This is a genomic window from Aeromonas sp. EERV15, assembly GCF_900079845.1.
In the GTDB taxonomy this organism is placed as follows: domain Bacteria; phylum Pseudomonadota; class Gammaproteobacteria; order Enterobacterales; family Aeromonadaceae; genus Aeromonas; species Aeromonas sobria.
This window is the reverse complement of record NZ_FKKY02000007.1, coordinates 67,591-92,356: the sequence shown is the minus strand read 5'-3', so window position 1 is coordinate 92,356 and position 24,766 is coordinate 67,591. Positions and strand designations below refer to the sequence as shown.

Genomic DNA, 24,766 nt, shown 5'->3' with positions numbered 1-24,766 from the left:
ATATGAAAAAGACCCTGATTGCCCTGCTGACCGCGGGAATGTTTGGTGCCATGAGTCAGGCTGCCCTGGCGGCGCCCGAGCTGATGGACAAGGTACTGGCCGTGGTCAACAAGGACGTGGTGCTGTCCAGTCAACAGGACGCACTGGTCAACAAGGTAAAACTCTCCGCTCAGGAGAGCGGCCAATCCCTGCCTGACGATGCCACCCTGCGCAAACAGGCGCTGGATCGGCTGATCCAGGAGAGCTTGCAGTTGCAACTGGCGGATCGTCAGGGACTGAAAATCAGTGATACCCAGCTGGAGCAAGCCATTCAGGGGATCGCGGCCGATAACAAAATGACCCTGGAGCAGCTGCGTGCTCAACTCGCCCGTGAAGGGATGACCTATGCCCAGTATCGGGAAGAGGTGCGCCGCGAGATCCTGATGAACGAGGTACGCCGCAATCAGGTTCGTCGTCGTATCAACATCTCCGAACAGGAGGTGAAACAGGTGGTCGAGGTTCTGAAAAAACAGGGCCAACAGCAGAACGAATATCACGTCGGTCATATCCAGATTGCCCTGCCGGACAACCCCACCGCTGCCCAGCTGGATGCCGCCAAGAGCAAGATTGACCGAATTCTGGCCGCCCTTAAACAAGGTGCTGACTTCCGCAAGCTGGCCATTGCCGAGAGTAACGGCCCCAAGGCACTGGAAGGGGGGGACTGGGGCTGGATGAGCCCACAAGAGATGCCGACCCTGATGGCCGAAGCGGTACAGGGCGCCAACAAGGGTGACATCGTCGGCCCGCTGCGCTCCGGTGCCGGCCTGCACATCGTCAAGGTGTTCGACACCAAGGGTCAGCAGCAAGTAATGCAGACCGAGGTGAAGGCCCGTCACATTCTGATCAAGCCCTCCATCATCCTGAGCGAAGAGAAAGCCAAGGGGATGCTGGACGGTATTCTGCACGACATCAAGAGCGGCAAAGCCAGCTTCGCCAGCATGGCAGAGAAGCACTCCGAAGATCCGGGCTCTGCGGTGCAGGGTGGCGAATTGGGCTGGTCTGATCCCAACGTCTATGTGCCGGAGTTCCGCGACATGGTCAACCGCCTGCAGCCAGGCCAGATCAGCGCCCCGTTCCGTACCAGCCATGGCTGGCACATCGTTCAGGTGGAAGATCGCCGCAGCCAGGATGCCACCGACAAGGCTCAGGAGCAGCGCGCTTACCAGCTGATCTACAACCGCCGCTTCGTGGAAGAGTCCCAGGCATGGCTGGATGAGCTGCGTGACGAGGCCTACATCCAGATCGAAGGCGCCAGCAGCTGATGAGCTGCCGTCGTCTTGCCGTTACCCCGGGCGAACCGGCCGGGATCGGCCCGGATCTGGTGCTGCAGATTGCCCAGCAGGATTGGCCCCACCAGTTGGTGGTGATCGCCGATCCGGCGCTGCTGCGCGAGCGGGCGGCCCTGCTGGGGCTCAGCGTCGAGCTGGAGCCCTATGACGCAACCGCCCCTGCCCGCCCCCAGCGGGCGGGCACCCTGACAGTCTGTCCGGTCACACTCGGCGCCCCCGTGGTGCCGGGTGAACTGAACGAAGGCAATGGTGCCTATGTGCTGGCGACCCTGCAACGTGCCTGTGACGGTAACCTCAGCGGTGAATTTGCCGCCGTGGTGACCGGACCGGTACACAAGGGGATCATCAATCAGGCCGGGGTCTCGTTCAGCGGTCACACCGAATTCTTTGCCCAGCAGTCCAATACCGCAGATGTGGTGATGCTGCTGGCAACCGAGGGGCTGCGGGTCGCACTGGCGACCACTCACATCCCCCTCGCCTACGTGGCGATGGCCATCACCGAGGATCGCCTCGGCAAGGTGATCAGGATCCTCAACGGGGATCTCACCACCAAGTTTGGCATCGCCAAACCCCGTATTTACGTCTGCGGTCTCAATCCCCATGCCGGGGAAGGTGGCCACCTCGGACGTGAAGAGATTGACGTGATCGAACCCGCTCTGGCCAATCTGCGCCTAGAGGGTATCGATCTGGTCGGCCCATTGCCGGCCGACACCCTGTTCCAGGAAAAATACCTCAAGGATGCGGATGCGGTACTCGCCATGTACCACGACCAGGGACTGCCGGTGCTCAAATACAAGGGCTTTGGCAGTTCGGTCAATATCACTCTGGGGCTTCCCTTCATCCGCACTTCGGTGGATCACGGCACCGCACTGGATCTGGCAGGCAAAGGCCTGGCGGACTCGGGCAGTCTGATCACCGCGATTAACCACGCCATCAAGATGGTAGAGAAAAAAAGATATGAGCAGTAAGGTGCAGAGCAATAAAGTGCATATGGGTCACACCGCCCGTAAGCGATTCGGTCAAAACTTCTTGCACGATCGCTATGTGATCGACCAGATCGTCGCCGCCATCAACCCGCAACCGGGTCAGAATCTGGTGGAGATCGGTCCGGGTCTGGCTGCGCTGACCGAGCCGGTCGCCTCCCAGATGGACAAGATGACCGTGGTCGAACTTGACCGGGATCTGGCGGCACGCCTGCGCGAGCACCCGACTCTCAAAGACAAGCTGACCGTCATCGAAGCCGATGCCATGCGTTTTGACTTCGGCACCCTGATGGGTGAAGGCAAAGGGCCGCTGCGGATCTTTGGCAACCTGCCCTATAACATCTCCACTCCGCTGATCTTCCACCTGTGCGAGTTCGCCGACCGGGTTGAAGACATGCACTTTATGCTGCAAAAGGAAGTGGTATTGCGGATGTGTGCTGGCCCGGGCAGCAAAGCCTATGGCCGCCTGAGCGTGATGGTGCAGTACTACTGTCAGGTAGTGCCGGTGCTGGAAGTGGGCCCGGGTGCCTTCAAACCCGCCCCCAAGGTCGACTCTGCCGTAGTGCGCCTGATGCCGCACAAAAACCCGACCATAGTCGCCAAAGACATTCGTTGCCTGAGCCGCGTCTGTACCGAGGGCTTTGGCCAGCGTCGCAAGACCATCCGCAACAGCTTCTCCAACTTCATCACCGACGCCCAGCTGACCGAGCTTGGTATCGATGGCAACCTGCGTCCGGAGAACCTCTCCCTCGAGCAGTTTGTCATGATCGCCAACTGGCTGGCGGATCAGCAACAGGCCTGATCCTGTGGCTCACCCGCACATCGAGATCCGCCCATACCCCGTGTATGTGGCGGAATCCAAAGACCCTTACCAGTTTCACTATCTGATCGAGATTGAGAATCTGGGGCCCGGCCCGGTGCAACTGCTGCACCGGCGCTGGCTCATCACCGATGCCAATGGCAAGATGCAGGAAGTGGCAGGCCCGGGCGTGGTGGGGGAACAACCCGTCATAGCCGAAGGTGAGACCTACCGCTACCAGAGCGGCGTGCCGCTGGCGACCCCGCTTGGGGTGATGGAAGGGAGCTATACCCTGCAAGATGGCTCTGGCCAGCAGTTCGAGGCGCCCATCGCCCCCTTCACGCTGGCCATCCCCAATATTATCAACTGAGGTTTCATGGCGAACTGTTTTGTCGGTGACATCCAGGGCTGTTACGACGACTTGCGCCGTCTGCTGGATCTTGCCGCGTTCGATCCCGACAAAGACGTGCTCTGGCTCTGCGGCGACCTGGTCGCCCGCGGCCCGGACTCCCTCAATACCCTGCGTTTCGTCAAAGGGTTGGGCAACCGCGCCGTCGCCGTGCTCGGCAATCACGACCTGCACCTGTTGGCGGTCGCTAATGGCGTCGCGCCGCTGAAAAAGAAAGACAAGCTGCAGAGCCTGATGGATGCCCCGGATCGGGATGAACTGCTGGAATGGCTGCGCCACCGCCCGCTGCTGGCCGAGCATCCGGATCTGCCCATCATGATGGTGCATGCCGGTATCTCCCCGGCGTGGGATGCCCGCACCGCCCGCAACTGCGCCCGCGAGGTGGAGAGCCTGTTGCGCGGCGATCAGTACCAGTGGCTGCTGCACAACATGTATGGCGATCAGCCCGATGGCTGGCAAGATGATCTGGTCGGGATCGACCGCTACCGCTACATCATCAACACCTTCACCCGGATGCGCTTCTGCTATTTCGACGGTCGTCTCGACTTCAAATGCAAGAAGGGCCCCAAGGAGTCGACCCCGGGGCTGCGTCCCTGGTTCGAACAGCGGGAGCACCATGTGGATGACCCCGTTCTGGTGTTCGGCCACTGGGCTGCCTTGATGGGCAACACCGGCAAAAGCGATATCAAGGCGCTCGATACCGGCTGCGTCTGGGGCAACAGCCTGACCCTGTGGCGCTACGAGGATGATGCCCTGATCGCCACCCCCTGCCCGGTTCACGCCAGCTAGGGGCAGCACTGCAATCAGGCGGTAGCTGCCGCGCTGATTGCCCAGAACCGCATCAATAACAAAGCCCGGCAATCTGCCGGGCTTTCTGTTTTGTGTTCTCTGGTTCCGTGCGAATAAGGTTACAACTTGCGCCCCAACCGCTTCTCGATCTGGCGCCGCTCCCACTCAGGGCCAAACAGCTTGAAGGGCTGAAATACCCGAATAGCATGGGAGGCAAGTCCCAACCCCCACCCCAGCGCCGGCCACCAGGCCCAGATATACTCCGGATTGCTCAGGTAGTTGATGACAAACAGCCCGCAGATCACCAGTACATAGCTGGCGACATGGTGATAGAAGCCCTTGAGCCCCTCCACATAGCGCATGGCCTCCCGCTCTTCTGCCGATACCTGCACCGCATCCTGACCCATAGCGTCACTTCCTCTCATCTCGCGCTCCTGTTGCTCTGACCCATCCAGTTGAGCCACATCGAGTTCAAAGACGGAGGCCAGGGCCTTGAGAGATTCCAGTCCGGGTTGCTGCCCCTGCTCGATCCGCTGGATAGTGCGGACACTCAAACCAGTCAACGTCGCCAACTGATCCTGGGACCAACCCCGTTGCAATCTCAACTTCCTGACGATCATCGCGAACTCCTTGTGGTAATTGACAGGGCCAGCATAAGGGCCGAGCAGTGACAAACGATACGACAGATGCCTGACACCAACCTGACTTTCTTTTTAAATCAATACATTAACCAGATATCCACCGCTATTGTGCAAACGCCTTGGTAGCGACTACAAACTGGTGTCGGTCACCCGACAGCAAGCCAACAACCTCATTCTCTTCAAGATAGCGCTTACCACAACTCATACAATGAGCTTACAGGCTCTGCATCAGCTCGGCGGAGATCTCGAAAGAGCGCAACCGTGCCTGATGGTCGACGATGGGGCCGTTGAACATCAGCTCATCGGCACGGGTTTCCGCCAGCAGCGCCTTGAGACCGTGACGAACCTGCTCCGGGTCACCAACCAGAGAGCGGGCCAGGGTCTGCTCCATCGCCATCAGCTCACGGGGCGCCCACTCGTCGCCAAGCTGGACGACCGGCGCGGGCAGCTTGCCCGCATCACCGCGATGGAGGCGCAAGAACTGCTGCTGTACGGTGGTGAACTGGAAGCGGGCCTCCCGCTCGTTGTCGGCGGCGATCATGTTGATGCAGACCACAGCATGGGGCTTGGGCCAGCGAGCAGAGGGACGATACTGGCTGCGGTAGATCTCCAGCGCTTGCAGCAACATGGCAGGGGCGAAATGGGAGGCAAAACCGAACGGCAAGCCCATCGCCGCCGCCAGTTGCGCGCTGTAGAGGCTGGAGCCCAGCAGCCAGATGGGCAGATGCAGCCCCTGACCGGGCACAGCCTGCACCGCGCCGATCTCATCGCCAAAGTAACTCATCAGCTCGCGTACATCGGCCGGAAAATCATCCACCTCACCACTGCGCATACGCCGCAGCGCCCGCATGGTACGCTGATCGGTCCCGGGCGCACGGCCAAGGCCCAGATCGATGCGGTCGGGGTAAAGAGAGCTTAGCGTGCCAAACTGCTCGGCAATGACCAGTGGCGAGTGGTTCGGCAACATGATGCCACCCGCCCCGATCCGCAACGTTGTGGTGGCCTCAGCCAGATGACCGATCAGCACCGAGGTAGCGGCACTGGCAATGCCCGGCATGTTGTGATGCTCGGCCAGCCAGTAGCGCTGGTAACCCCAGCCCTCGGCATGGCGGGCAAGATCCCGCGAACGGCGAAACGACTCGGCAGGCACAGAACCTTCGGCAACCGGCACCAGATCGAGCACAGAATAGGGGATGGCAGACATAAATACACTCCATTGCATCACAATTTGCTAACAGAGGGGCACTCTAGCATGAGATGCTCGAACGGAACACATCTGCCCTGCAGGAGCACACGCGCCAGATGCAAAAAGGCCACCCCGCAAGCGGGATGGCCTTTTTCAGCACTGCGGCATGATCAGAACAGCAGGTGCGCCACAGCGGCGATAACCGGCAAGGTGACCAGAGTACGCAGCAGGAAGATGATGAACAGCTCCCACAGCTTGACCGGGATCTTGCTGCCCAGCAGCAGGGCCCCCACTTCCGACATATAGATGAGCTGGGTCACCGACATGGCGGCAATCACGAAGCGGGTCATGTCGCTCTCTATGGTCGAGGCCAGCACCGCCGGAATGAACATGTCGGCAAAACCGACCATGATGGTCTTGGAGGCCGCTTCAGCCTCCGGCAGTTGCAGCAGCTCCAGCAAGGGAACAAAGGGCGCCCCCAGCCAGGTGAAGATAGGGGTATGTTCGGCCAGCATCAGGGCGCAGGTACCGATCGCCATCACTACCGGCAATACGCCAAATATCATATCCAGCGCATTCTTCACCCCTTCCCGTGCTACCGCGCCCAAGTCACTCACATTATCAGCCTTGGTCAATGCCCGCTCGAAGCCATAGCTCATCACGCTGTGCTGGTGCGGCACTGCCTCCTGCTTGCGGCACAAGGGCGTGCCATCGGCATAGATATCTTTCTTCCAGCACAGTGGTGGCAAACGCGGCACCACGATGGCAGCGACCACGCCAGCCAGGCAGACGGTCAGATAGAAAGGAACAAACATGTGTTCCAGTTTTACCTGAGAGATCACCACCAGACAGAAGGTGATGGAAACAGCAGAGAAGGTGGTGCCAATCACAGCGGCTTCACGCTGGGTATAAAACTTCCCTTCATACTGCTTGCTGGTCAGCAGGATGCCAACACTGCCATCGCCGAGCCAGGAGGCAAAGCAGTCCACCGCGGAGCGACCCGGCAAGCGGAATACCGGACGCATGATGCGGGTCATCATGGTGCCGACAAATTCCAGCAGCCCGAAATCGAGCAGCAGTGGCAGTAACAAACCTGCAAACAGGAAGACCGAAAAGAGCACCGGCAGCAGATCGTGCAACACCAGACCACCGGTTGCGCCGGAATAGAGCAACTCTGGCCCCATCTCGAAGAAGGTCAGCAGCACGAAAATACCGCCCAATACCCGTACACAGGCCCAGAAAGGGGAGACATTGAACAGGCTGTTGAGGAAAGGACGGCGCACCAGAATCGCCGGCTTGAACAACCAGGCAATCACCGTCATCAGCATGGTGGTGGTGATTACCGCACTGACCATGGCCACCAGATAATCGGCAAACACCCGCTGAACCAGCTTGGCCAGCACGGCAACCGGGATGGTGACATTGCCCTGATAGAGGACCGGCGTCATGAACAGCAGGATCCCGATAAGTGAAGGAACCAAAAACATCAATACGTTACGGCGGGTATTGACCGCGGGTGCTTCGAGACTCTTTTCCAACATGATATGACAGCCCTGACGTTACATTTACCTGGCCTGGCCAACCTGCATATTCACGCATTGACCAGCAATAGCGCGCGCAAGAATACTCTAAAAAAACGCACAAACAAGCCCTTAATCGAGTGAATTGCGCATAAATATTTCCACAGGTAAACCTTTCATCAAAACAACCGGATATAGCAACGCATATTGATTCAATCGATATCGTCAGGTTCTTGTTTCGTTTTTGTTGTATTTTGTAGGAAATATAATCCGTACCAAAAGCTCGGTAATACCTGATGTAACCGACTCGCCGAATGAGTGGTTGCTCGACAGGTATAAAAAAACCGGAGCCTGCGAAGGCTCCGGTTTTCAGTGACAGTAACGGGGATCAGTCACGCACGTAGATGACTTCAACGCCATCATCTTCGTCGTCATCCCAATCATCGTCATCCAGCCCTTCGTCGAAGGCCACAGAAGCGGCGAGCGCTTCTGCTTCAGCTTGAGCCAGCTGATTCTTGTGGTAATCGTCCCACTTGAACTCAACCTTCTCGATAGCGTCTTGCGCATCTTGCGCCAGTTGACGAGGCATGGTGTCCAGCAAGTCCAGAATGTCGTAGCAGACCTTCTTGGTACCTTCCTTGCTGATGGCGGTAATAGCGTAGACCGGACCTTCATGGTTCAGGGCCGCCTTGACGCGATCCATCACTTCCTGGGCTTCTTCTTCCAGGATCAGATCCATCTTGTTGAACACCAACCAACGCGGTTTGCCTGCCAGCTCGGGGCTGTACTTCTCCAGCTCGCCCACAATGGTGACGGCATTTTGCGCAGGATCAGAACCATCGATCGGGCAAATATCAACCAGATGGAGCAATACACGGCAACGCTCAAGGTGTTTCAGAAAACGAATACCGAGACCTGCACCGTCAGCAGCACCTTCGATCAGACCCGGAATATCGGCGATCACGAAGGAGCGGGAGTTCTCACCACGCACCACACCCAGGTTCGGTACCAGGGTGGTGAAGGGATAATCGGCTACCTTGGGACGAGCAGCAGAGACCGCACGAATAAAGGTAGACTTGCCTGCGTTGGGCAGACCCAGCATGCCGACATCGGCCAGCAGCAGCAGCTCCAGCTTGAGGGTACGCACTTCGCCCGGAGTACCATTACTCTTCTGACGGGGAGCACGGTTAACTGAACTTTTGAAGCGGGTGTTACCCAAACCGTGGAAACCACCTTTGGCAACCATCAGCTTCTGGCCATGACTGGTCAAGTCACCCAGTCGCTCACCGGTATCTTCGTCACTGGCACGGGTACCGACCGGCACGCGCAGCACCCGATCCTTACCACGATGACCAGTACAGTTGGCACTACGACCATTTTCCCCACGCTCGGCAGCATGGAAGCGCTCGAAACGGTAGTCGATCAGGGTATTGAGGTTCTCGTCGGCGATCAGATAAACATCACCACCGTCACCACCGTCACCGCCATCGGGTCCACCGTTCGGAATATACAATTCCCGGCGAAAGCTTACGCAACCGTTACCACCATCGCCGGCATCGACTCGAATCTGGACTTCATCAACAAACTTCATAGGCACCGTCACCTTAATTCGAAAAACCGATACGCGATTATAGTGGTACAGACCCCTGCGGGCGATACGCATCTTGGCAATCCACGCCTCTGTCGAAGCACGGGTCATCTGCGTTCCGTTTTTTCGTCAACAATTCAGAAAAACAAAAGCCCCGCCTGTTGGCGGGGCTTCGGATCCTTGCGGTCCGTAATTACTCAGCAATGATGCTTACGTATTTACGATTCAGCGGACCTTTAACTTCGAACAGGATTTTACCAGTCGCTTTCGCGAACAAGGTGTGATCTGTTCCCAGACCAACGTTAGTACCAGCATGGAACTTGGTGCCACGCTGACGAACGATGATGCTGCCAGCCAGAACTGTTTCGCCGCCGAAACGCTTCACGCCAAGGCGTTTAGCTTCAGAATCGCGACCGTTGCGGGATGAACCGCCAGCTTTTTTGTGTGCCATCTATCGGACTCCTCTAATTAAGCGCTGATGCCAGTGATTTTGACTTCAGTGAACCACTGACGGTGGCCCGCTTGCTTGCGATGGTGCTTACGACGACGGAACTTGACGATAGTCACTTTCTCGCCACGGCCGTGAGCCACAACTTCAGCTACAACCTTGCCACCTTCAACAAAAGGAGCACCTACTTTAAAAGTGTCGCCTGCAGCAACCATCAGAACTTCGTTGAAGTCGATGGTAGCGCCAGTCTCAACGTTCAGCTTTTCCAGACGAACGATTTGACCTTCGGCCACACGGTGTTGTTTTCCGCCGCTTTGGAATACCGCGTACATTTGATTAACTCCGTAAAGGCATGTCTTTTGCTCAAGGCTAGACATGCGCAAAAACCTATAACAATGGGCGGGCATTCTACGCAAATCGATTTGCTCAGGCAAGGCCAATTTAGCAAAAAGTTTATTTTGTGCGCATATCTGCCGCCGTGGATAAACACCTAACTGTAACCCATTGTGAAATCGTGTAGAATCCCCGCCATTACTAAAATCGCAGTTATTGCTGCTGTCACGTTACGAGACTTATGGACCAACAGACTATCCGTGCGCTCTGTGCCGCCGACATGACGGCGGTCAATGAACTGATCCTGGCCCGACTCCAGTCCGATGTTAGTCTGATCAATCAGCTGGGTTTCTACATCGTCAGTGCCGGCGGCAAGCGAATGCGCCCCATGCTGACAGTGATGGCCGCCCGCGCGCTCGGCTATGAGGGTGAGGATCACCTGAAACTGGCCGCCATCATCGAATTTATCCACACCTCCACTTTGCTGCATGATGACGTGGTCGATGAATCTGATCTGCGTCGCGGCCGTGAAACGGCAAATGCCATGTTTGGCAATGCCGCAAGCGTCTTGGTCGGTGACTACCTCTATAGCCGCTCCTTCCAGATGATGGCCGAACTATCCAACCTGCGGGTGATGGAGATCCTGTCGGATGCCACCAACACCATTGCAGAAGGGGAAGTGTTGCAGTTGATGAACTGTAACGACCCGGATACCACCGAGCAGAGTTACATGACGGTCATCTACTGCAAGACCGCCAAGCTGTTCGAGGCCGCCACCCGCCTCGCCGCCGTGCTGACCCATCAGCCCGAGCCCGTCGAGCAGGCAATGACCGATTACGGCAAGTATCTGGGTACCGCGTTCCAGATCATCGATGATGTGATGGATTATTGCTCCCAGAGCGAGGAGATGGGCAAGAACGTCGGTGACGATCTGGCTGAAGGCAAACCTACCCTGCCGCTACTGCGGGCCATGGCTGTAGGTAGTGCGGAAGAGCGCCAGCTGGTGCGCGATGCCATCGAGCACCGCAACGGTATGGAGCATCTCGACCAGATCCTCGGGATTCTCGACCGTACCGGTGCGCTGGAGTACTCACGCATGCGTGCCCAGGAGGAGGCTGACAAGGCCATTGCCGCCCTCGCCATCCTGCCAGACTCCCGCCACAAGCAAGCGCTGGAAACCCTTGCTCACATGGCGGTACAACGCAGCGCCTGAGTCTACGGCTCCCCTGGCAATAAAAAAGAGGCGACCGCCTCTTTTTTATTGCCTGTCATTCGACGGCCGGAGCTAGCTATCAAAGCTCAGTGGTTCAACATCCAGAGGATCACCAGCCCTGCCACCACCAGGGATCCTCCGATGCGGCGCAACTGCTCCGGAGGCTGCTCGCTCAGCAGACGCAGCATCTGTTGCCATGCTTTTGGGACCAGCAGCGGACCCAGCCCTTCAAACAGTAATAACAGCCCCAATCCTGCCAGCATAGATGTCAGCATCTTGTCCCCTTAAATAAAAAACCACCTGCATCGACAGGTGGCTTTAGCACTCAAAACAAAAGGGTCTGATGTGTCAGACCCTTTTGAGATAACCTCTCGGCGATAATTACTTGGTGCCGTTAGGAGATTTGAGGTAGCGGAAGAACTCGCTGTCCGGCTTCAGAACCATCAGGTCGTTGCCACCGGCGAAGCTCTTGCGATAGGCCTCCATACTACGCACGAAGCTGAAAAACTCGGGGTCTTTCTTGTAGCTGTCGGCATAGATTTTGGCTGCCTCAGCATCACCTTCACCACGCAGTTGCCGCGCATTACTCTCGGCGTCGGCGATCATCACGGTCACCTTGCGGTCGATATCTGCACGCAGGATTTCAGCCTGCTCACGACCCTGGGAGCGATGCTCACGGGCTACCGCAGTCCGTTCGGCACGCATCCGCTGATAGATGGAGCTAGAGACTTCCACCGGCAGGTTGATCTGCTTGATCCGCACATCAACCACCTTGATACCGAGCTCGGAAGAGCGCGCCATCTTCATCAGCGCATCTTCCATCACGGTACTGCGCTCACCAGAGACGATGTCTTTGATGGTACGGTTACCGATCTCGGAACGCAGACCGTTGTTAATTTTACGCTTGAGCAGGTCTTCCGCCTGGATCTTGTTGCCACCACCGGTTGCCAGGTAGTACTTGGAGAAGTCCTCGATCTTCCACTTCACGTAGGAGTCGATGATGAGGTCTTTCTTCTCGGAGGTAACAAAGCGATCTGCCTGGCCTTCCAGCGTCTGGATGCGGGCATCCATCTTGCGAACCTGATCGATGAGCGGCACCTTGAAGTGCAGACCAGGCTCATAGAGCCGTGGTTCGCCGGACTCAACCCGCTTCACCTTGCCAAACTGCACCACTATCCCTTTCTGACCTTCATCAATGATGAAAACAGAAGAGAAGCAGAACATGGTCGCCACAGCGATGACACCAATAGCTATTTTTTTCATCTATTAGTTTCTCCCTGAGCTGAAACGGTCACCGCCACGCAGCGGGGTCGGTGTAGAGTTGGCCCCTTCGTTGGAAGGTGGGGTCGATTCAACCGCTGGCGTGCCTGCCGGACGAGCCGGTTGTACCGCGTTCGCTTTACCAGACAGTTTGTCGAGCGGCAGATAAATCATGCTGTTGTTGCCAGCAGGCATGTCCACAACCACCTTGTTAGTCTGCTGATAGAGCTCTTCCATGGTTTCCAGGTAGATACGCTCACGAGTCAGTTCAGGCGCGGCTTGATACTGGGGCAGCAACTGGTTGAAGCGAGCAACTTCACCCTGGGCCTTCAACACGATCTGGGACTTGTAACCTTCGGCTTCCTGTTCCAGACGCTTGACCGAGCCACGTGCTTTTGGCTCAACTTCACGAGCATAAGCTTCGGCTTCACGGATAAAGCGCTGCTCATCTTCCTGAGCGGAGATGGCATCATCGAAGGCGTCTTTCACCTCTTCCGGCGGACGAGCCGGCAAGAAGTTGACGTCCACAATTTGCAGGCCCATCTGGTAAGGTTCGACGATGCTATCGACAACCTGCCAGGTTTCCTGACGCACTTTTTCCCGACCGGTGGTCAGTACATCATCCATGCGGGTATGGCCCACCACATAACGCAGGGCGCTATCGGTTGCCTGACTCAGACTCTCGTCGGCATTGGTCACGCTGAACAGATACTGCTCGGGATTGACGACACGGTATTGCACGTCCATTTCGACCCGCACCACGTTTTCATCCTGAGTCAGCATGAAACCTGACGCTGGCAGGGAACGCACGGACTCCACATCCACCGGGATCACCCGATCGATAAAGGTCGGCTTCCAGCGCAGGCCCGGATCGACATTGTGGGAATACTCCCCAAAACGCAGCACCACGCCTCGCTCAGCTTCGCGAATGGTATAGAAGCCACTGACGACCCACACCACCACCGCCACGACCAGGGCGATAGAGAGGCCAAACCGACCCACATCACCACCAGACTTGCCACCGCCAAACAGACCACCAAACCGGCTGGTCACCTTGCGCAGCATCGCATCCAGATCAGGGGGTCCCTGATTCTTGCCGTTATTCCCCCAAGGGTCACGGTCTTTGCCGTTATTTCCAGGCTCATTCCAAGCCATCAGCGTCTCCATTAATACATGCAGATGGATATCATCTCTATCTGACCATCAATCGTTGATGAAGCCATTAAGCATTCATCTTCATCGACCAATCAATGTCGGATAAAGCGTTGTAAACTCTCACCTTCCAGTTTCACAAGGCGGTTCCAGTCGGCCACTTGCAAGCGGACTTCCAGTACAAAATCCCCCTCCTCGCTAAAACCTTCCCGTTCAATCCCTTTCAGCTGATAGAGCGCACTGCGCAATCTAGCAGCAGAGGGGGGTAACTGCAGGGTGTGATGCACCATGGAGCCAGCCAGCAATTCAGTCAGCGCCATAAACAGGTATTCACAGCCTTCACCGGTCTGGGCCGATAACCAGACACGCACCGGGCGTCCCTCGTCATTACGTTCCAGACCCGCAGGGCGATCCTCCAGCTTGTCGATCTTGTTGCAGATCATCAGCTGCGGGCGGTCATCCGCTTCGATCTCGGCGAGCACCTGCTGCACGGCATCGATATTTTCCTGCATCTGCTCATCGGCACAGTCCACCACATGCAGCAACAGATCCGCTTCGCGGGTCTCCTGCAGGGTCGCCTTGAAGGCTGCGACCAGATCATGGGGCAAGTGTCGAATAAATCCAACTGTATCTGCCAAAATCACATCACCCACATCCCGGATCACCAGTTTACGCAGGGTGGGATCCAGAGTTGCAAACAACTGATCGGCAGCATACACACTGGCAGCTGTAAGTTGGTTGAACAAAGTAGACTTTCCGGCGTTGGTATAACCAACCAGTGACACCGTCGGCACTTCATTACGATTACGGGCGCGACGGCCCTGTTCCCGCTGCTTGGCGACCTTGTCGAGCCGACGCAAAATCGCCTTGATCCGTTCCCGCAGCAGCCGTCGGTCAGTTTCAAGTTGGGTTTCACCCGGTCCACGCAGACCGATCCCGCCCTTTTGACGCTCGAGGTGGGTCCAGCCTCGCACCAAGCGAGTGGAGAGATGGCGTAACTGGGCCAGTTCGACCTGCAGTTTACCTTCGTGGGTTCGGGCGCGCTGGGCGAAGATATCGAGGATAAGACCTGTTCGGTCGACCACCCGGCATTGGAACAGACGCTCCAGGTTACGCTCTTGGGCAGGGCTCAGGGCATGGTTGAAGATCACCACGTCGGCGCCCAGCAGCTGGACTTGGGACGCGATCTCTTCAGCCTTGCCGCTACCGACAAACAGCTTGGCACTGGGGGCTCTGCGACTGGTGGTAACAACCCCTAGCGCATTGACGCCAGCAGAGCTCACCAACATCTTGAGCTCTTCCAGATCCTCGCGCTCACCTTCATCACTGAAGTTCACATGCACCAGAACGGCCTGTTCGCCAGCTTCATAACGGTCAAACAAGCGTTTGCTCCTTAACAGGGATCATCACCAATCCAAATCGGCGAGTCGACTCACCCGGGGATATCACGCCTCGGCTTCATCCTGTGCATCAGCCGCACCATCAGGCATAGGCTGGTGGTGGTTAACGGCACGCGCGGGAACCACAGTCGAAATAGCGTGCTTGTAAACCATCTGGCTCACGGTGTTTTTCAGCAAAATGACAAACTGGTCGAAAGACTCGATCTGACCTTGCAGTTTGATGCCGTTCACCAAATAGATAGAAACAGGAATCCGCTCACGGCGCAGCGCATTCAAAAACGGGTCTTGGAGAGATTGCCCCTTAGCCATTGTTCTTTTCCTTATAGTTTGTTGTTTTTAAACACCGGATATCAATATAACAACCTGATTATACAGGGAGTGTCAAGCCGCACCAGCGTGCGCAAGCACACGGTCGAGATTGCCAGACTCTCCAGATTCCAACCAGGTCACCTCGGGCCAGCCGCGCAACCAGGTCATCTGTCGTTTTGCCAATTGGCGTGTGGCAACAATGCCACGATAACGCATTTCATCATACCCCACTTCGCCGCACAGGTAGTCCCACATTTGGCGATAACCCACGCAGCGAATGGAGGGGAGATCCGGGTGCAGATCGCCGCGTGCCATCAGCGCTCGCACCTCCTGCTCGAAACCACCTTGCAGCATCTTGTCGAAGCGCATTTCGATACGTTGGTGCAGCACGGCGCGATCACTGGGGGCAATGGCAAACTGCTGCACCCGATAGGGCAAGCCCTCCCCCTGCACTTGCGTCAGCTCGGTGAGCGTCTTGCCGCTGATGCGGTAGACCTCAAGCGCCCGGCTGAGCCGCTGCGGGTCATTGGGGTGAATTCGCGCCCCGGCCACCGGGTCGATGCGCACCAGCTCGTCGTGCAGCGCCTGCCAACCGAGGCGGGCTGCCTCTTCCTCAATCCCGGCACGAATGGCGGGGTCAGCAGAGGGCAGCGGGGACAATCCCTCCAGCAACGCCTTGAAATAGAGCATGGTGCCGCCCACCAGCAGCGGAATGCGGCCGCGGTCGGCGATCTCTTTCATCTCCCGCAGGGCATCCTTGCAAAAATCAGCCGCCGAATAGCTCATGGCGGGGTCAAGAATATCGATCAGCCGGTGCGGGGCCCGCGCCAGTTCATCGGCGGTCGGCTTGGCAGTGCCAATGTCCATACCGCGATAGATCAGCGCCGAATCGACGCTGATGATGTCGCAGGGCAGCGCCTGGCACAGTTCAATGGCGAGATCCGTCTTGCCGGAGGCCGTCGGCCCCATCAGAAAAATTGCGGTCGGCAAGTCACTCGCCATGTTCAAACTCCTCCAGCACGGTCGCCAGCGAAAGCGGGCGTACCATGCGAATATCTGTCAGTTGGTCAGCGTGAGCGGCCACAAGTTCCGTCAGCAGACGACTGGCTGTTGAAAAATCGTATATCTTCTCGCGGCTTATCCCCTGCTCCACCAGCCATTGGCATAATACTTCAGCCTGCTGACCGGCATCACTGTCAGATCCGCCCTCGATGATTTGCAACAGTTCGGGTAACAGGCGCACCAGGTCGGTCTGGCGCAGCAGGGCTGGCACCCGAGTCAGGATCATGGTGTCGCGCCCACCGCTTTTCAACTCCAGCCCCATCCGTTTCAGCAAACGTTCCTGCTCGCTCACCAGCGCGATCAGATTCTTCGGCAATTTGAAGGAGACCGGCAGCAACAGTGGCTGGGCCGCCAGTCCCTGTCCCCAGGCATCCAGCAACCAGCTTCGCAGCAGCACCCGCTCGGCGCGCACCAGCGAGAGCAGCGCCAGCTGATTATCCCGCTCGACCAACAGATAGGCCTGATCAACCAACGTCAGCGCGCGGCATCCCCCCTGCTTTGACGGAGTCACTGTGGTGGTATCCGGCTCAGCCACCGTTGCCGTTGCGATGGGCTGGGTCGTTAACAGCGACCCCATGCCACGCATCGCCTCGCGACCTAGCGGCTCGGGCGGTTGGTAGTTGCTGGCGCGCGCAGCTCCCCCTTCCCGCACCTGCGCAGGTGCCCGATAGCTGTGCTCGGCGCCGTACCATTCAGGCCGTGGCGCCTGACCGGGATATTCAATCTGTGGGCTGACCGGCAGTTCGACCAGGGTTTCGGCCAACGGCTCTTCCTGATGAGCAGTGCTGACCCCTTCGCGGCGCAATGCAGTAAACAGCGCCTGAAAGATAAAGTCGTGCACCAGCCGCGCCTGATGGAAGCGCACCTCGTGCTTGGCGGGATGAACGTTGACATCCACCTGACGGGGGTCCAGCTCGATATAGAGCACATAGGCGGCGAAGCGATCGGCGGGCAGCAGTTCATCATAGGCCTGACGGATGGCGTGGTTGATCAGCTTGTCGCGCATCATCCGGCCGTTGACATAGGTGTATTGCAGATCGTTCTGCGGTCTTGCCCCCTCCGGGGTCGCCAGCCAGCCCCACAGCCGCACGTCGCTGTGCTCGCTCTCTACCGCCAGCGCATGGTGCATAAAGGGGGTGCCGCAGACGGCGGCGAGGCGGCGCTCCTGCTCCGGCACAGTGTTGGCGCCCTTGTACTGGCGCACCACCTTACCGTTGTGGCGCAGGATCAGGGTGGCGTCGAAGCGAGAGAGCGCGATGCGCCGCACCAGCTCGTCAATATGGGCAAACTCGGTCTTTTCGCTGCGCATGAACTTGCGCCGAGCGGGGGTATTGAAGAAGAGATCCACCACCTCCACCGTGGTGCCCACCGGATGGGCCGCCGGCTTGATGGTGACGCTCATCTCGCGCCCTTGCGCCTCGGCTTGCCAGGCTTCGGACTGCTCTGCGGTACGGGAGGTAAAGGTGAGACGGGAGACCGAGCTGATGGAGGCGAGGGCCTCGCCACGAAAACCGAGGCTGTTGATCCCTTCCAGATCGTCCAGCGTGGCAACCTTGGAGGTCGCGTGACGCGACAGCGCCAGCACCAGCTCCTCTTTGGCGACGCCACAGCCGTTGTCACGGATGCGGATCAGCTTGGCGCCCCCCTTGTCGATGTCGATCTCGACCCGGTCGGCACCGGCGTCCAGGCTGTTTTCCACCAGCTCTTTCACCACCGAAGAGGGCCGTTCCACCACCTCTCCGGCTGCAATCTGGTTAGCCAGGATCGGGGGTAATATACGGATCGGCATCACTTACTCCTGAATTTCCATCTTGCGGATGATGTCGCCAACACGGGGAGCCGCATCGCCAGCTCCCGCGCGTTAGTTTTGGGGAATGTAGAGCACCTGCCCTACCTGAATATCCCGCGACTTGAGTTTGTTGATCTCCACCAGTCGCGCCTGACTTACCCCATGTTTCTCGGCCAGGCGGGAGAGGCTCTCACCCCGCGCGACCACATGACGGATCATCTTCGACTGATTATTGCTCTGGGTGCGAGTCGCCTGAGCCGGTTGCCCGGAACGGGGAATATAAAGCACCTGACCAATCTGGACATCACGGCTCTTGAGATTGTTAATCTCCACCAAGCGCGCCTGACTCACCCCGTTCTTTTCAGCCAACCGAGAGAGGCTTTCACCTCGGGTGACCACGTGCCGGGTCATGCCCGATTTGTCATTGGCGCCAACAGAGCTGACCGGGGCGCTCGGTGATGCGGTTGCAGCCGAATAGGGTTTGATCACCCCAGCACCAGAGCCACTGCTGACACTGCTGACCGGCGCTCCGCCGTCGCGCACGGTCGTCGCTGGCATCTTGTTGGTCACCACCGGCTGCGATTGCACCTGTTGTGGCCTGCTCACCGGTTGCTTGGTGACGACTGACCGGCTAACGGCGGCTGGCTGGCTGGCCTGCCCCTTACCGGTCAACATGGCCCCCTTGGTCGGGTGGGCACGGTAGTAGTTGCGGATCCCCTCGAAAATGGCGCGGGCCAGCTGGTCCTGATAACTGGTGTTAGCCAGCAGCTTCTCTTCCGCATGGTTGGAGATAAATCCGGTCTCCACCAGCACAGAGGGAATATCAGGCGCCTTGAGCACCGCCAGACTGGCGTGTTCAGGCTCTTTTTTGTGCAACTTGGCGACCTTGCCCATGGAACGCAGGATCTGACGACTCACGTCGTAACCCTCGGCACGGGACTTGTCCATGGAAAGATCAAGGAAGGTTTGCGCCAGATAGGGGTTGGGGTCGGATTCAGCCAACACCTTACCCACCCCGCCCAGCAGTTCGCCCTGCTTCTCTTGCTTTTCCAGCCAGCTGCCCATCTCGCGGTTGGCGCGGTTGGTCGACAAGACCCAGACCGAGGCACCACGCGGGGTCGAGTTGTGGAAGCTGTCCGCATGCACCGACACCAGCAGATCCGCCTTGGCTTTGCGGGCAATCTCGGAGCGCTTGTTGAGATCGACGAAGTAATCGCCGCGACGGGTCAACACGGCACGCATGCCCGGTTCGCGATCGATCAGCGCCGCCAGTTTCTGGGAGACGGCCATGGTGACCCGTTTCTCGTAGGTGCGGCGCGGCCCGATGGAGCCGGGGTCTTCCCCGCCATGACCCGGGTCAATGGCAATCACCACACCGCGGTGCTTGCCACTCACCGGCACCGGTTGCGCAGCGGCAGCGGATCGCTTCTCTTCATAAGGCAGGTCAATCACCAGACGGTGGCCATATGGCCCGGCTGGCGCCAGCGGAAACACCACCGGCTTGATGGTGGAGCTGAGATCCAGCACCAGACGCAAGCCCCCTTTCTCCAGTGGGGTGCTCTGGCGGATCTTGCGCACCAGTTCGCTGTTGTTCTCCACCCGGGCCAGATTGGCGGCGTTGCTCGCCCCCTTAAGGTCGATCACCAGCCGATCCGGGCCGTTCAGGGTGAAATAGTTGAAATTGGGGGCGCTGCTCATGTCGAGCACCACCCGGGTGTTATCCGGTGATGGCCAGATTCGTACGCTCTTGAGCTGATTCGCCCAAGAGGGTAACGCCATCAAAGAGAGAGCAAAAACAAGGATCAAGCGCACGTAGATGACAACCGTTCCAGAATGGCTTCGCCAATAGCAGTGCGGGCCTCTATCAGCACCTCACGCTGCTCGCCTACATAGGTGAGGGTAATTTCAAGGTCGGGGGCCGGTAACCAACCCTCGCCCTTCTCGGACCACTCCACCAGACAAAGGGTGTTGGCGGCAAAATAGTCCCGAATGCCCATGAACTCCAGCTCTTCCGGATCAGCCAAGCGATAGAGATCGAAATGGTAGACCTGCCAGCCATCAAGCTCGTAGGGCTCGACCAGGGTGTAAGTCGGGCTTTTTACCTTACCCGGATGGCCAAGGCCCTGCACCCAACCCCGGGTCAGAGTGGTTTTACCTGCGCCCAGCGTGCCATGTAGAAATACTGTGGTCGCCTGCTGGCAAGCTTGTGCCAAACGACCACCTAGAGCCACTGTTGCTGCCTCATCCGGCAGTGTCATCATCAACTGTTTTGCCATGTTCTTCTTGTTAACTTGTTATGGTGTCGGGATTAACCAGTTTGCGGATCAGCGGCAGCAGATCTGACGCCAGCATGCCCCGCTCGCCGTCGGTGGCGGCCAAGTCGGCGGCCTCGCCGTGGATCACGGCGCCCAGCCAGCTTGCCATGGTGGCAGAGCAGCCCTGAGCCAAAAGGGCGGCGATTATACCAGATAACAGATCGCCCATGCCGCCACTTGCCATGCCGGGATTACCTTCACAACAGAGGGCGACCCGCTCGCCGTCAAAAATAAGCGTCCCCGCCCCTTTTAACAGCACCACACCGCCATAGCGCCGCTGCAGCGCCTGCACGGCGGCAAACCGGTCGATTTCAATGTCGGTAATGGTACATCCCAGCAGTCGTGCCGCTTCGCCGGGATGGGGTGTGAGCACCCAATTATCCTGATGGCGGGGAGATTGCGCCAGCCAATTCAATCCATCGGCGTCCAAAACCAGTGGCAGCCGATCGGTGAGATAACGGGCGATTTGCCCCCTTCCCCACTCATCCTGACCGAGGCCGGGGCCGATGACCCGCACCGATGCCCACCCCTCGTCCTCTGCGGTGGTGAGGCTCATCAGCTCGGGTTGATAGAGGCTGACCGGCGGGTGCTCCGGATGTTGACACACCCGCACCAGCCCGGCACCCGCCCGCAGGCAGGCGCGGGCCGCCAGCACTATGGCCCCCTGCATGCCACGATTGCCCCCCACCAGCAGCACCTTGCCATAAGAGCCCTTATGGCAAGCGCGCTGGCGCGGGGTCAGCTGCGTGCTCAGGAGCGGATAATCGATACGCCAGGCGGCGGGCAACATAGCGCCATCCGGCGTGACGCCAAGGGGGTCACAGTCGAGCTGGCCGACGCAATCCACCCCGTCGCCGGTGAGCATCCCCTGCTTGATACCGATAAAGGTGAGGGTGCGAGTGGCCTGCACCACGGCCCCCATGGCGCGGCCGGTATCGCCGTTGAGGCCGGAGGGGAGATCCACCGCCAGCACGGGCGCAGCCAAGCCATTGATTGTTGCGACGATCTTTGTCAGTAGCGGTGAGAGGGGGGTGTTGACGCCGGTGCCAAGCAGGGCATCGATCACCAGATCCGCGGCGGGCAGCTGCATCCCGTCAAACTGCTCGGCTGGCCAGACCCGGCCACCGGCCGCCAGCCACTCATCGGCGGCCCGTCTGGCATCCCCCTTCAGCTGGTCAGCAGCTCTGGCGGCAATCACCACCACCTCGATGCCAATCTGGCGGGCAAGGCGGGCCAGCACATAGCCATCACCGCCGTTATTACCGGGGCCGACGAAGATCCACCAGCAGCGGCTCTCGGGCCAATGCAGGGAGGCATAAGTACGCAGCGCGGCACCGGCTCGCTCCATCAGGGCATAGAGCGGTTGCCCCTCGCGCGCGGCCCAGTTGCGCTCAAGTGCGCGGATCTGTTCAGTCTGCCACAGCCCCTGTGGTAAACTGCCCCCCTCTTTTATGCCCAACGCGCCCCTGATGATCTCTACCATGACGGCTCCCGCCTCTTATCAACCGACCCACGCCAGCAAACGCTGGCCAGGCCAAGCTGCATGAGCGCACCTGACTTCCACCAGCTGGCCCACGATATCAAGCTCTGGGCACGGGAGCTAGGATTTGACCAGGCGGGCATCACCGACACCGATCTGCGCAGCGAAGAGCCGAGATTGCAGGCGTGGCTAGATGCGGGCTACCACGGCAGCATGGATTACATGGCGCGCCACGGCATGATGCGAGCGCGCCCCCACGAACTGCTGCCGGGCACGGTGCGGGTGTTGTCGGTACGTATGAACTACCTGCCGTTCGAGGCAGGCTTCGCCGCTACCCTGCGCGACCCGACCCTCGGCTACATCAGCCGCTATGCCCTCGGCCGCGACTACCACAAGGTGCTGCGCAACCGGCTTAAACAGCTGGGTGATCGCATCGAAGCGCGCTGCGCCGAGCTATTTCAAGACACTGCTGACACCCTGGGTGAATGGCGCCCCTTCGTTGACTCCGCCCCCATCCTAGAGCGGCCGCTGGCAGCCAAGGCCGGACTTGGCTGGGTTGGCAAACACTCACTGCTGCTCAACGAATCGGCCGGCTCCTTCTTCTTTCTCGGTGAGCTGTTGCTCAACCTGCCACTGCCGCTCGACCAGCCGGTGGAGAAGGCGCAATGCGGCAAGTGCGTCGCCTGCATCAACATCTGCCCGACCGGCGCCATTGTCGCCCCCTATGTGGTGGATGGCCGCCGTTGCATCTCCTATCTCACCATCGAGAACGACGGCCCTATTCCGGAAGAGTTCAGGCCATTAATGGGCAACCGCATCTACGGCTGCGACGATTGCCAGCTTATCTGCCCCTGGAATCGCTACGCCGATGCCAGCCCGGAGCCCGACTTCAGCCCGCGCCCCAGCCTGCACCGTCCGCCCCTGCTGGCGCTGTGGCGCTGGAGCGAGAGCGATTTTCTCAAACAAACCGAAGGGAGCCCGATCCGCCGCATCGGCTATCAACGCTGGCGCCGTAATCTGGCGGTTGCCCTTGGCAATGGCCCGGCGACTCCCGAGGTCATCGCCGCCCTGCAACAGGGGTTGACCACCGCCGAGCCCATGGTGGCCGAACATATCGAATGGGCGCTGGCAACCCTTGCCCGGCGTCAGGATGAAGAGAACAAGAAAACCCGTTTGCTGATCCGCTGCATCGAAAAAGGTCTGCCGGATCACGCATAAGTGATCTGCCCCTTGCCGGATTGCTGCACTTTTTTCATGCTCTGCCGACCCGCAGTGACCAGAACACCGTAATTAGTACCAGCTGGTCGGCACACAACAAGGACAACACAGATGCAAATGTTGGGAGTGGATATTGGCGGCTCTGGGATCAAGGGCTGCCTGGTGGATACTGAAACCGGCGAACTGATTGGCGAGCGCCATCGCATTGCCACACCGCAACCGGCCACTCCGGCCGCCATCGCCCATACCCTCAAGGCGCTGGTAGAACACTTCGACTGGAAAGGGCCGGTGGGGTGCGGCTTTCCCGCCACCATCCACAACGGGGTTGCCAAGAGTGCCGCCAATATCGACAAGAGCTGGATTGAGACCGATGCAGAGCATCTGTTTGCCGATGTCACCGGCAAGCCCTGCTATGTGCTGAACGATGCCGATGCAGCGGGTTTGGCCGAGATGAATTTTGGCGCTGGTAAAGATCGCAAGGGGGTGATCATCCTCATCACAGTCGGCACCGGCATCGGCACCGCCGTGTTCGTCAACGGCCAGCTGCTACCCAATACCGAGCTGGGCCACCTGATGCTGGAAGGGATGGTGGCAGAGCACTACTGCTCCGATGCGGTGCGCAAGCGAGAAGATCTCTCCTGGAACCGCTGGGGCAAGCGCTTTAACAAGTATCTGGCGCGCCTCGAGTTTCTCTTCTCCCCCGATATCTTCATTCTGGGGGGCGGCAGCGCATCCAAGCTGGAGAAGTTTGTCGATCGCATCGAAACCCGGGCGCCGCTCATTCCGGCGGCCAGCCTCAATCAGGCGGGCATTATCGGGGCCGCCCTCTACGCGGCCGAGCAGCAGGGCTGACCGACACTCACTGCAAATCAGCAGATATCACATGGAAAGGGCCCGGCACTGCTGCCGGGCCCTTTTTTGTCGGCCATCTTGTATTACATGTCATCGAATCTGTGTACCCCGTGTACCAATCGGGTCAGACGGGTCTGCTCCAGTCCGGCCAGATTGTCGAGTAGCGTGGTGGTGGCCGGTGTCGGGCACTCCCGGGCCAGATGGCCCAGCTCACCCACTAACTGCTCTTCCCAGCGGCACACCTGAGTGACGATATCCTGGGTCTGGGCCGAGGCCGGCATCTCGAACCGGGTGATGGCAGGCAGCATATCCTCGCTGAAGCTCTGGTTCAGCCAGGTCTCCCTGACCGCCTCTCCCAGCTGAGCGGCATATTGGTGCAGATGGGCGCCAGCCGCATCCTCGCGACCTTGCAGATAGACCAGCAACATCCGGCTGCGTTCGCTGTCTACCTGGCTGGCCATTCGCCCGTAACAGAGCCCGAGCTGGTGATGAACCTGCTCAAGATAGTGCAGCAACTCTTTGATCTGTTGGAATCTCATCGCCCTGCCCTCCATGTTTGTCGACACCACTAGTATAAAAAACAACCACCAGCAACCCAATCCCTAACCGAGCGCCCCTTGCGCTGCATCAAGGTTGGCGACGACAAAAGGGCAGGCAGGTGATCCGGTCACGAATAGGGAACGATTTGTGCA

General features: G+C 58.8%; 25 protein-coding genes. 8 read left to right on the top strand and 17 right to left on the bottom strand.

Annotation, left to right across the window (positions count from 1 at the left end; genetic code table 11):
* The first annotated feature begins 2 nt into the window (after positions 1-2).
* From surA to BN4575_RS07860, 5 genes are read left to right on the top strand one after another with little or no spacing between them, the layout of a single operon-like run.
* Positions 3-1,301: a peptidylprolyl isomerase SurA gene (surA, locus tag BN4575_RS07880; protein WP_042018622.1), complete on the top strand. Its 1,299-nt coding sequence runs from the start codon at positions 3-5 to the stop codon at positions 1,299-1,301.
* Positions 1,301-2,296, top strand: a complete 996-nt coding sequence (gene pdxA, locus BN4575_RS07875; RefSeq protein ID WP_042018488.1) for a 4-hydroxythreonine-4-phosphate dehydrogenase PdxA — start codon at positions 1,301-1,303, stop codon at positions 2,294-2,296. The genes surA and pdxA overlap by 1 nt, the downstream gene beginning before the upstream one ends.
* The gene (rsmA, locus tag BN4575_RS07870) at positions 2,286-3,113 is read left to right on the top strand and encodes a 16S rRNA (adenine(1518)-N(6)/adenine(1519)-N(6))-dimethyltransferase RsmA (protein ID WP_042018489.1); all 828 of its coding nucleotides are present in this window, start codon (positions 2,286-2,288) and stop codon (positions 3,111-3,113) included. Before pdxA ends, rsmA begins: the two co-directional genes overlap by 11 nt.
* Before the next feature lie 4 nt (positions 3,114-3,117).
* Positions 3,118-3,480 (top strand): Co2+/Mg2+ efflux protein ApaG, encoded by a 363-nt coding sequence (apaG, locus tag BN4575_RS07865; RefSeq protein ID WP_068977793.1) that lies wholly within the window; start codon positions 3,118-3,120, stop codon positions 3,478-3,480.
* Positions 3,481-3,486: 6 nt separating this feature from the next.
* On the top strand, positions 3,487-4,308 hold the full coding sequence (locus BN4575_RS07860; RefSeq protein WP_042018492.1) for a symmetrical bis(5'-nucleosyl)-tetraphosphatase: 822 nt from the start codon (positions 3,487-3,489) through the stop codon (positions 4,306-4,308).
* Between the two features lie 119 nt (positions 4,309-4,427).
* On the opposite strand, the gene BN4575_RS07855 is transcribed toward BN4575_RS07860, so the two are convergent.
* From BN4575_RS07855 to rplU, 6 genes are all read right to left on the bottom strand, one after another.
* Complete coding sequence (locus BN4575_RS07855) at positions 4,428-4,928, bottom strand: 2TM domain-containing protein (RefSeq protein ID WP_068977792.1); 501 nt, start codon at positions 4,926-4,928, stop codon at positions 4,428-4,430.
* A 235-nt stretch (positions 4,929-5,163) separates the two neighbouring features.
* Positions 5,164-6,153, bottom strand: a complete 990-nt coding sequence (locus BN4575_RS07850) for a luciferase-like monooxygenase (protein WP_068977791.1) — start codon at positions 6,151-6,153, stop codon at positions 5,164-5,166.
* 152 nt (positions 6,154-6,305) lie between these two features.
* Entirely contained in the window at positions 6,306-7,676 is a 1,371-nt protein-coding gene (locus BN4575_RS07845) for a YjiH family protein (protein ID WP_068977790.1), read from the bottom strand.
* A 367-nt stretch (positions 7,677-8,043) separates the two neighbouring features.
* Complete coding sequence (gene cgtA, locus BN4575_RS07840; protein WP_042018500.1) at positions 8,044-9,246, bottom strand: Obg family GTPase CgtA; 1,203 nt, start codon at positions 9,244-9,246, stop codon at positions 8,044-8,046.
* A 190-nt stretch (positions 9,247-9,436) separates the two neighbouring features.
* Complete coding sequence (gene rpmA / locus BN4575_RS07835; RefSeq protein ID WP_042018503.1) at positions 9,437-9,694, bottom strand: 50S ribosomal protein L27; 258 nt, start codon at positions 9,692-9,694, stop codon at positions 9,437-9,439.
* A gap of 17 nt (positions 9,695-9,711) precedes the next feature.
* Positions 9,712-10,023 (bottom strand): 50S ribosomal protein L21, encoded by a 312-nt coding sequence (gene rplU, locus BN4575_RS07830; protein ID WP_005304210.1) that lies wholly within the window; start codon positions 10,021-10,023, stop codon positions 9,712-9,714.
* A 242-nt stretch (positions 10,024-10,265) separates the two neighbouring features.
* Between rplU and ispB the strand changes: the two genes are divergently transcribed.
* On the top strand, positions 10,266-11,237 hold the full coding sequence (gene ispB, locus BN4575_RS07825; RefSeq protein WP_068977789.1) for an octaprenyl diphosphate synthase: 972 nt from the start codon (positions 10,266-10,268) through the stop codon (positions 11,235-11,237).
* Positions 11,238-11,323: 86 nt separating this feature from the next.
* On the opposite strand, the gene BN4575_RS07820 is transcribed toward ispB, so the two are convergent.
* The 10 genes from BN4575_RS07820 to BN4575_RS07775 all read right to left on the bottom strand — a co-directional run bounded on the left by BN4575_RS07820 (position 11,324) and on the right by BN4575_RS07775 (position 22,007).
* Entirely contained in the window at positions 11,324-11,512 is a 189-nt protein-coding gene (locus BN4575_RS07820) for a DUF2065 domain-containing protein (RefSeq protein ID WP_068977788.1), read from the bottom strand.
* A 106-nt stretch (positions 11,513-11,618) separates the two neighbouring features.
* Positions 11,619-12,500 carry a protease modulator HflC gene (gene hflC / locus BN4575_RS07815; protein WP_042018510.1) on the bottom strand — a complete coding sequence of 294 codons (882 nt, stop codon included), beginning with the start codon at positions 12,498-12,500 and terminating at the stop codon, positions 11,619-11,621.
* 3 nt (positions 12,501-12,503) lie between these two features.
* Positions 12,504-13,652, bottom strand: coding sequence for an FtsH protease activity modulator HflK (gene hflK / locus BN4575_RS07810; RefSeq protein ID WP_068977787.1), 1,149 nt, complete (start codon positions 13,650-13,652; stop codon positions 12,504-12,506).
* Positions 13,653-13,744: 92 nt separating this feature from the next.
* A complete protein-coding gene (gene hflX, locus BN4575_RS07805; RefSeq protein WP_068977786.1) occupies positions 13,745-15,031 on the bottom strand; it encodes a ribosome rescue GTPase HflX in 1,287 nt (428 codons plus the stop codon).
* Between the two features lie 63 nt (positions 15,032-15,094).
* Positions 15,095-15,358, bottom strand: a complete 264-nt coding sequence (gene hfq / locus BN4575_RS07800; RefSeq protein WP_042018518.1) for an RNA chaperone Hfq — start codon at positions 15,356-15,358, stop codon at positions 15,095-15,097.
* A 72-nt stretch (positions 15,359-15,430) separates the two neighbouring features.
* Positions 15,431-16,360, bottom strand: a complete 930-nt coding sequence (gene miaA / locus BN4575_RS07795) for a tRNA (adenosine(37)-N6)-dimethylallyltransferase MiaA (RefSeq protein WP_083221016.1) — start codon at positions 16,358-16,360, stop codon at positions 15,431-15,433.
* Positions 16,350-18,209 (bottom strand): DNA mismatch repair endonuclease MutL, encoded by a 1,860-nt coding sequence (gene mutL, locus BN4575_RS07790; RefSeq protein ID WP_068977785.1) that lies wholly within the window; start codon positions 18,207-18,209, stop codon positions 16,350-16,352. Before mutL ends, miaA begins: the two co-directional genes overlap by 11 nt.
* 72 nt (positions 18,210-18,281) lie before the next feature.
* Entirely contained in the window at positions 18,282-20,021 is a 1,740-nt protein-coding gene (locus tag BN4575_RS07785) for an N-acetylmuramoyl-L-alanine amidase (protein WP_083221015.1), read from the bottom strand.
* A complete protein-coding gene (gene tsaE, locus BN4575_RS07780) occupies positions 20,012-20,485 on the bottom strand; it encodes a tRNA (adenosine(37)-N6)-threonylcarbamoyltransferase complex ATPase subunit type 1 TsaE (RefSeq protein WP_042018522.1) in 474 nt (157 codons plus the stop codon). Before tsaE ends, BN4575_RS07785 begins: the two co-directional genes overlap by 10 nt.
* A 10-nt stretch (positions 20,486-20,495) precedes the next feature.
* On the bottom strand, positions 20,496-22,007 hold the full coding sequence (locus BN4575_RS07775; RefSeq protein ID WP_068977783.1) for a bifunctional ADP-dependent NAD(P)H-hydrate dehydratase/NAD(P)H-hydrate epimerase: 1,512 nt from the start codon (positions 22,005-22,007) through the stop codon (positions 20,496-20,498).
* A 60-nt stretch (positions 22,008-22,067) separates the two neighbouring features.
* Here BN4575_RS07775 and queG point away from each other — a divergent pair, with 60 nt between their 5' ends.
* On the top strand, positions 22,068-23,222 hold the full coding sequence (queG, locus tag BN4575_RS07770) for a tRNA epoxyqueuosine(34) reductase QueG (protein ID WP_068977782.1): 1,155 nt from the start codon (positions 22,068-22,070) through the stop codon (positions 23,220-23,222).
* A gap of 111 nt (positions 23,223-23,333) precedes the next feature.
* A complete protein-coding gene (gene ppgK / locus BN4575_RS07765; RefSeq protein ID WP_068977781.1) occupies positions 23,334-24,074 on the top strand; it encodes a polyphosphate--glucose phosphotransferase in 741 nt (246 codons plus the stop codon).
* Positions 24,075-24,157: 83 nt separating this feature from the next.
* Here ppgK and BN4575_RS07760 read toward each other — a convergent pair whose 3' ends face one another.
* Positions 24,158-24,613 (bottom strand): hypothetical protein, encoded by a 456-nt coding sequence (locus tag BN4575_RS07760; protein ID WP_068977780.1) that lies wholly within the window; start codon positions 24,611-24,613, stop codon positions 24,158-24,160.
* Between the last annotated feature and the right edge of the window lie 153 nt (positions 24,614-24,766).

What these genes read in the sequence shown, in the direction of transcription:
- surA (WP_042018622.1), top strand. Translation starts at nt 3, where the DNA reads ATGAAAAAGACCCTGATTGCCCTGCTGACCGCGGGAATGTTTGGTGCC.
- pdxA (WP_042018488.1), top strand. Translation starts at nt 1,301, where the DNA reads ATGAGCTGCCGTCGTCTTGCCGTTACCCCGGGCGAACCGGCCGGGATC.
- rsmA (WP_042018489.1), top strand. Translation starts at nt 2,286, where the DNA reads ATGAGCAGTAAGGTGCAGAGCAATAAAGTGCATATGGGTCACACCGCC.
- BN4575_RS07860 (WP_042018492.1), top strand. Translation starts at nt 3,487, where the DNA reads ATGGCGAACTGTTTTGTCGGTGACATCCAGGGCTGTTACGACGACTTG.
- BN4575_RS07855 (WP_068977792.1), bottom strand. Translation starts at nt 4,928, where the DNA reads ATGATCGTCAGGAAGTTGAGATTGCAACGGGGTTGGTCCCAGGATCAG.
- BN4575_RS07850 (WP_068977791.1), bottom strand. Translation starts at nt 6,153, where the DNA reads ATGTCTGCCATCCCCTATTCTGTGCTCGATCTGGTGCCGGTTGCCGAA.
- BN4575_RS07845 (WP_068977790.1), bottom strand. Translation starts at nt 7,676, where the DNA reads ATGTTGGAAAAGAGTCTCGAAGCACCCGCGGTCAATACCCGCCGTAAC.
- cgtA (WP_042018500.1), bottom strand. Translation starts at nt 9,246, where the DNA reads ATGAAGTTTGTTGATGAAGTCCAGATTCGAGTCGATGCCGGCGATGGT.
- rpmA (WP_042018503.1), bottom strand. Translation starts at nt 9,694, where the DNA reads ATGGCACACAAAAAAGCTGGCGGTTCATCCCGCAACGGTCGCGATTCT.
- rplU (WP_005304210.1), bottom strand. Translation starts at nt 10,023, where the DNA reads ATGTACGCGGTATTCCAAAGCGGCGGAAAACAACACCGTGTGGCCGAA.
- ispB (WP_068977789.1), top strand. Translation starts at nt 10,266, where the DNA reads ATGGACCAACAGACTATCCGTGCGCTCTGTGCCGCCGACATGACGGCG.
- BN4575_RS07820 (WP_068977788.1), bottom strand. Translation starts at nt 11,512, where the DNA reads ATGCTGACATCTATGCTGGCAGGATTGGGGCTGTTATTACTGTTTGAA.
- hflC (WP_042018510.1), bottom strand. Translation starts at nt 12,500, where the DNA reads ATGAAAAAAATAGCTATTGGTGTCATCGCTGTGGCGACCATGTTCTGC.
- hflK (WP_068977787.1), bottom strand. Translation starts at nt 13,652, where the DNA reads ATGGCTTGGAATGAGCCTGGAAATAACGGCAAAGACCGTGACCCTTGG.
- hfq (WP_042018518.1), bottom strand. Translation starts at nt 15,358, where the DNA reads ATGGCTAAGGGGCAATCTCTCCAAGACCCGTTTTTGAATGCGCTGCGC.
- miaA (WP_083221016.1), bottom strand. Translation starts at nt 16,360, where the DNA reads ATGGCGAGTGACTTGCCGACCGCAATTTTTCTGATGGGGCCGACGGCC.
- mutL (WP_068977785.1), bottom strand. Translation starts at nt 18,209, where the DNA reads ATGCCGATCCGTATATTACCCCCGATCCTGGCTAACCAGATTGCAGCC.
- tsaE (WP_042018522.1), bottom strand. Translation starts at nt 20,485, where the DNA reads ATGGCAAAACAGTTGATGATGACACTGCCGGATGAGGCAGCAACAGTG.
- BN4575_RS07775 (WP_068977783.1), bottom strand. Translation starts at nt 22,007, where the DNA reads ATGGTAGAGATCATCAGGGGCGCGTTGGGCATAAAAGAGGGGGGCAGT.
- queG (WP_068977782.1), top strand. Translation starts at nt 22,068, where the DNA reads ATGAGCGCACCTGACTTCCACCAGCTGGCCCACGATATCAAGCTCTGG.
- ppgK (WP_068977781.1), top strand. Translation starts at nt 23,334, where the DNA reads ATGCAAATGTTGGGAGTGGATATTGGCGGCTCTGGGATCAAGGGCTGC.
- BN4575_RS07760 (WP_068977780.1), bottom strand. Translation starts at nt 24,613, where the DNA reads ATGAGATTCCAACAGATCAAAGAGTTGCTGCACTATCTTGAGCAGGTT.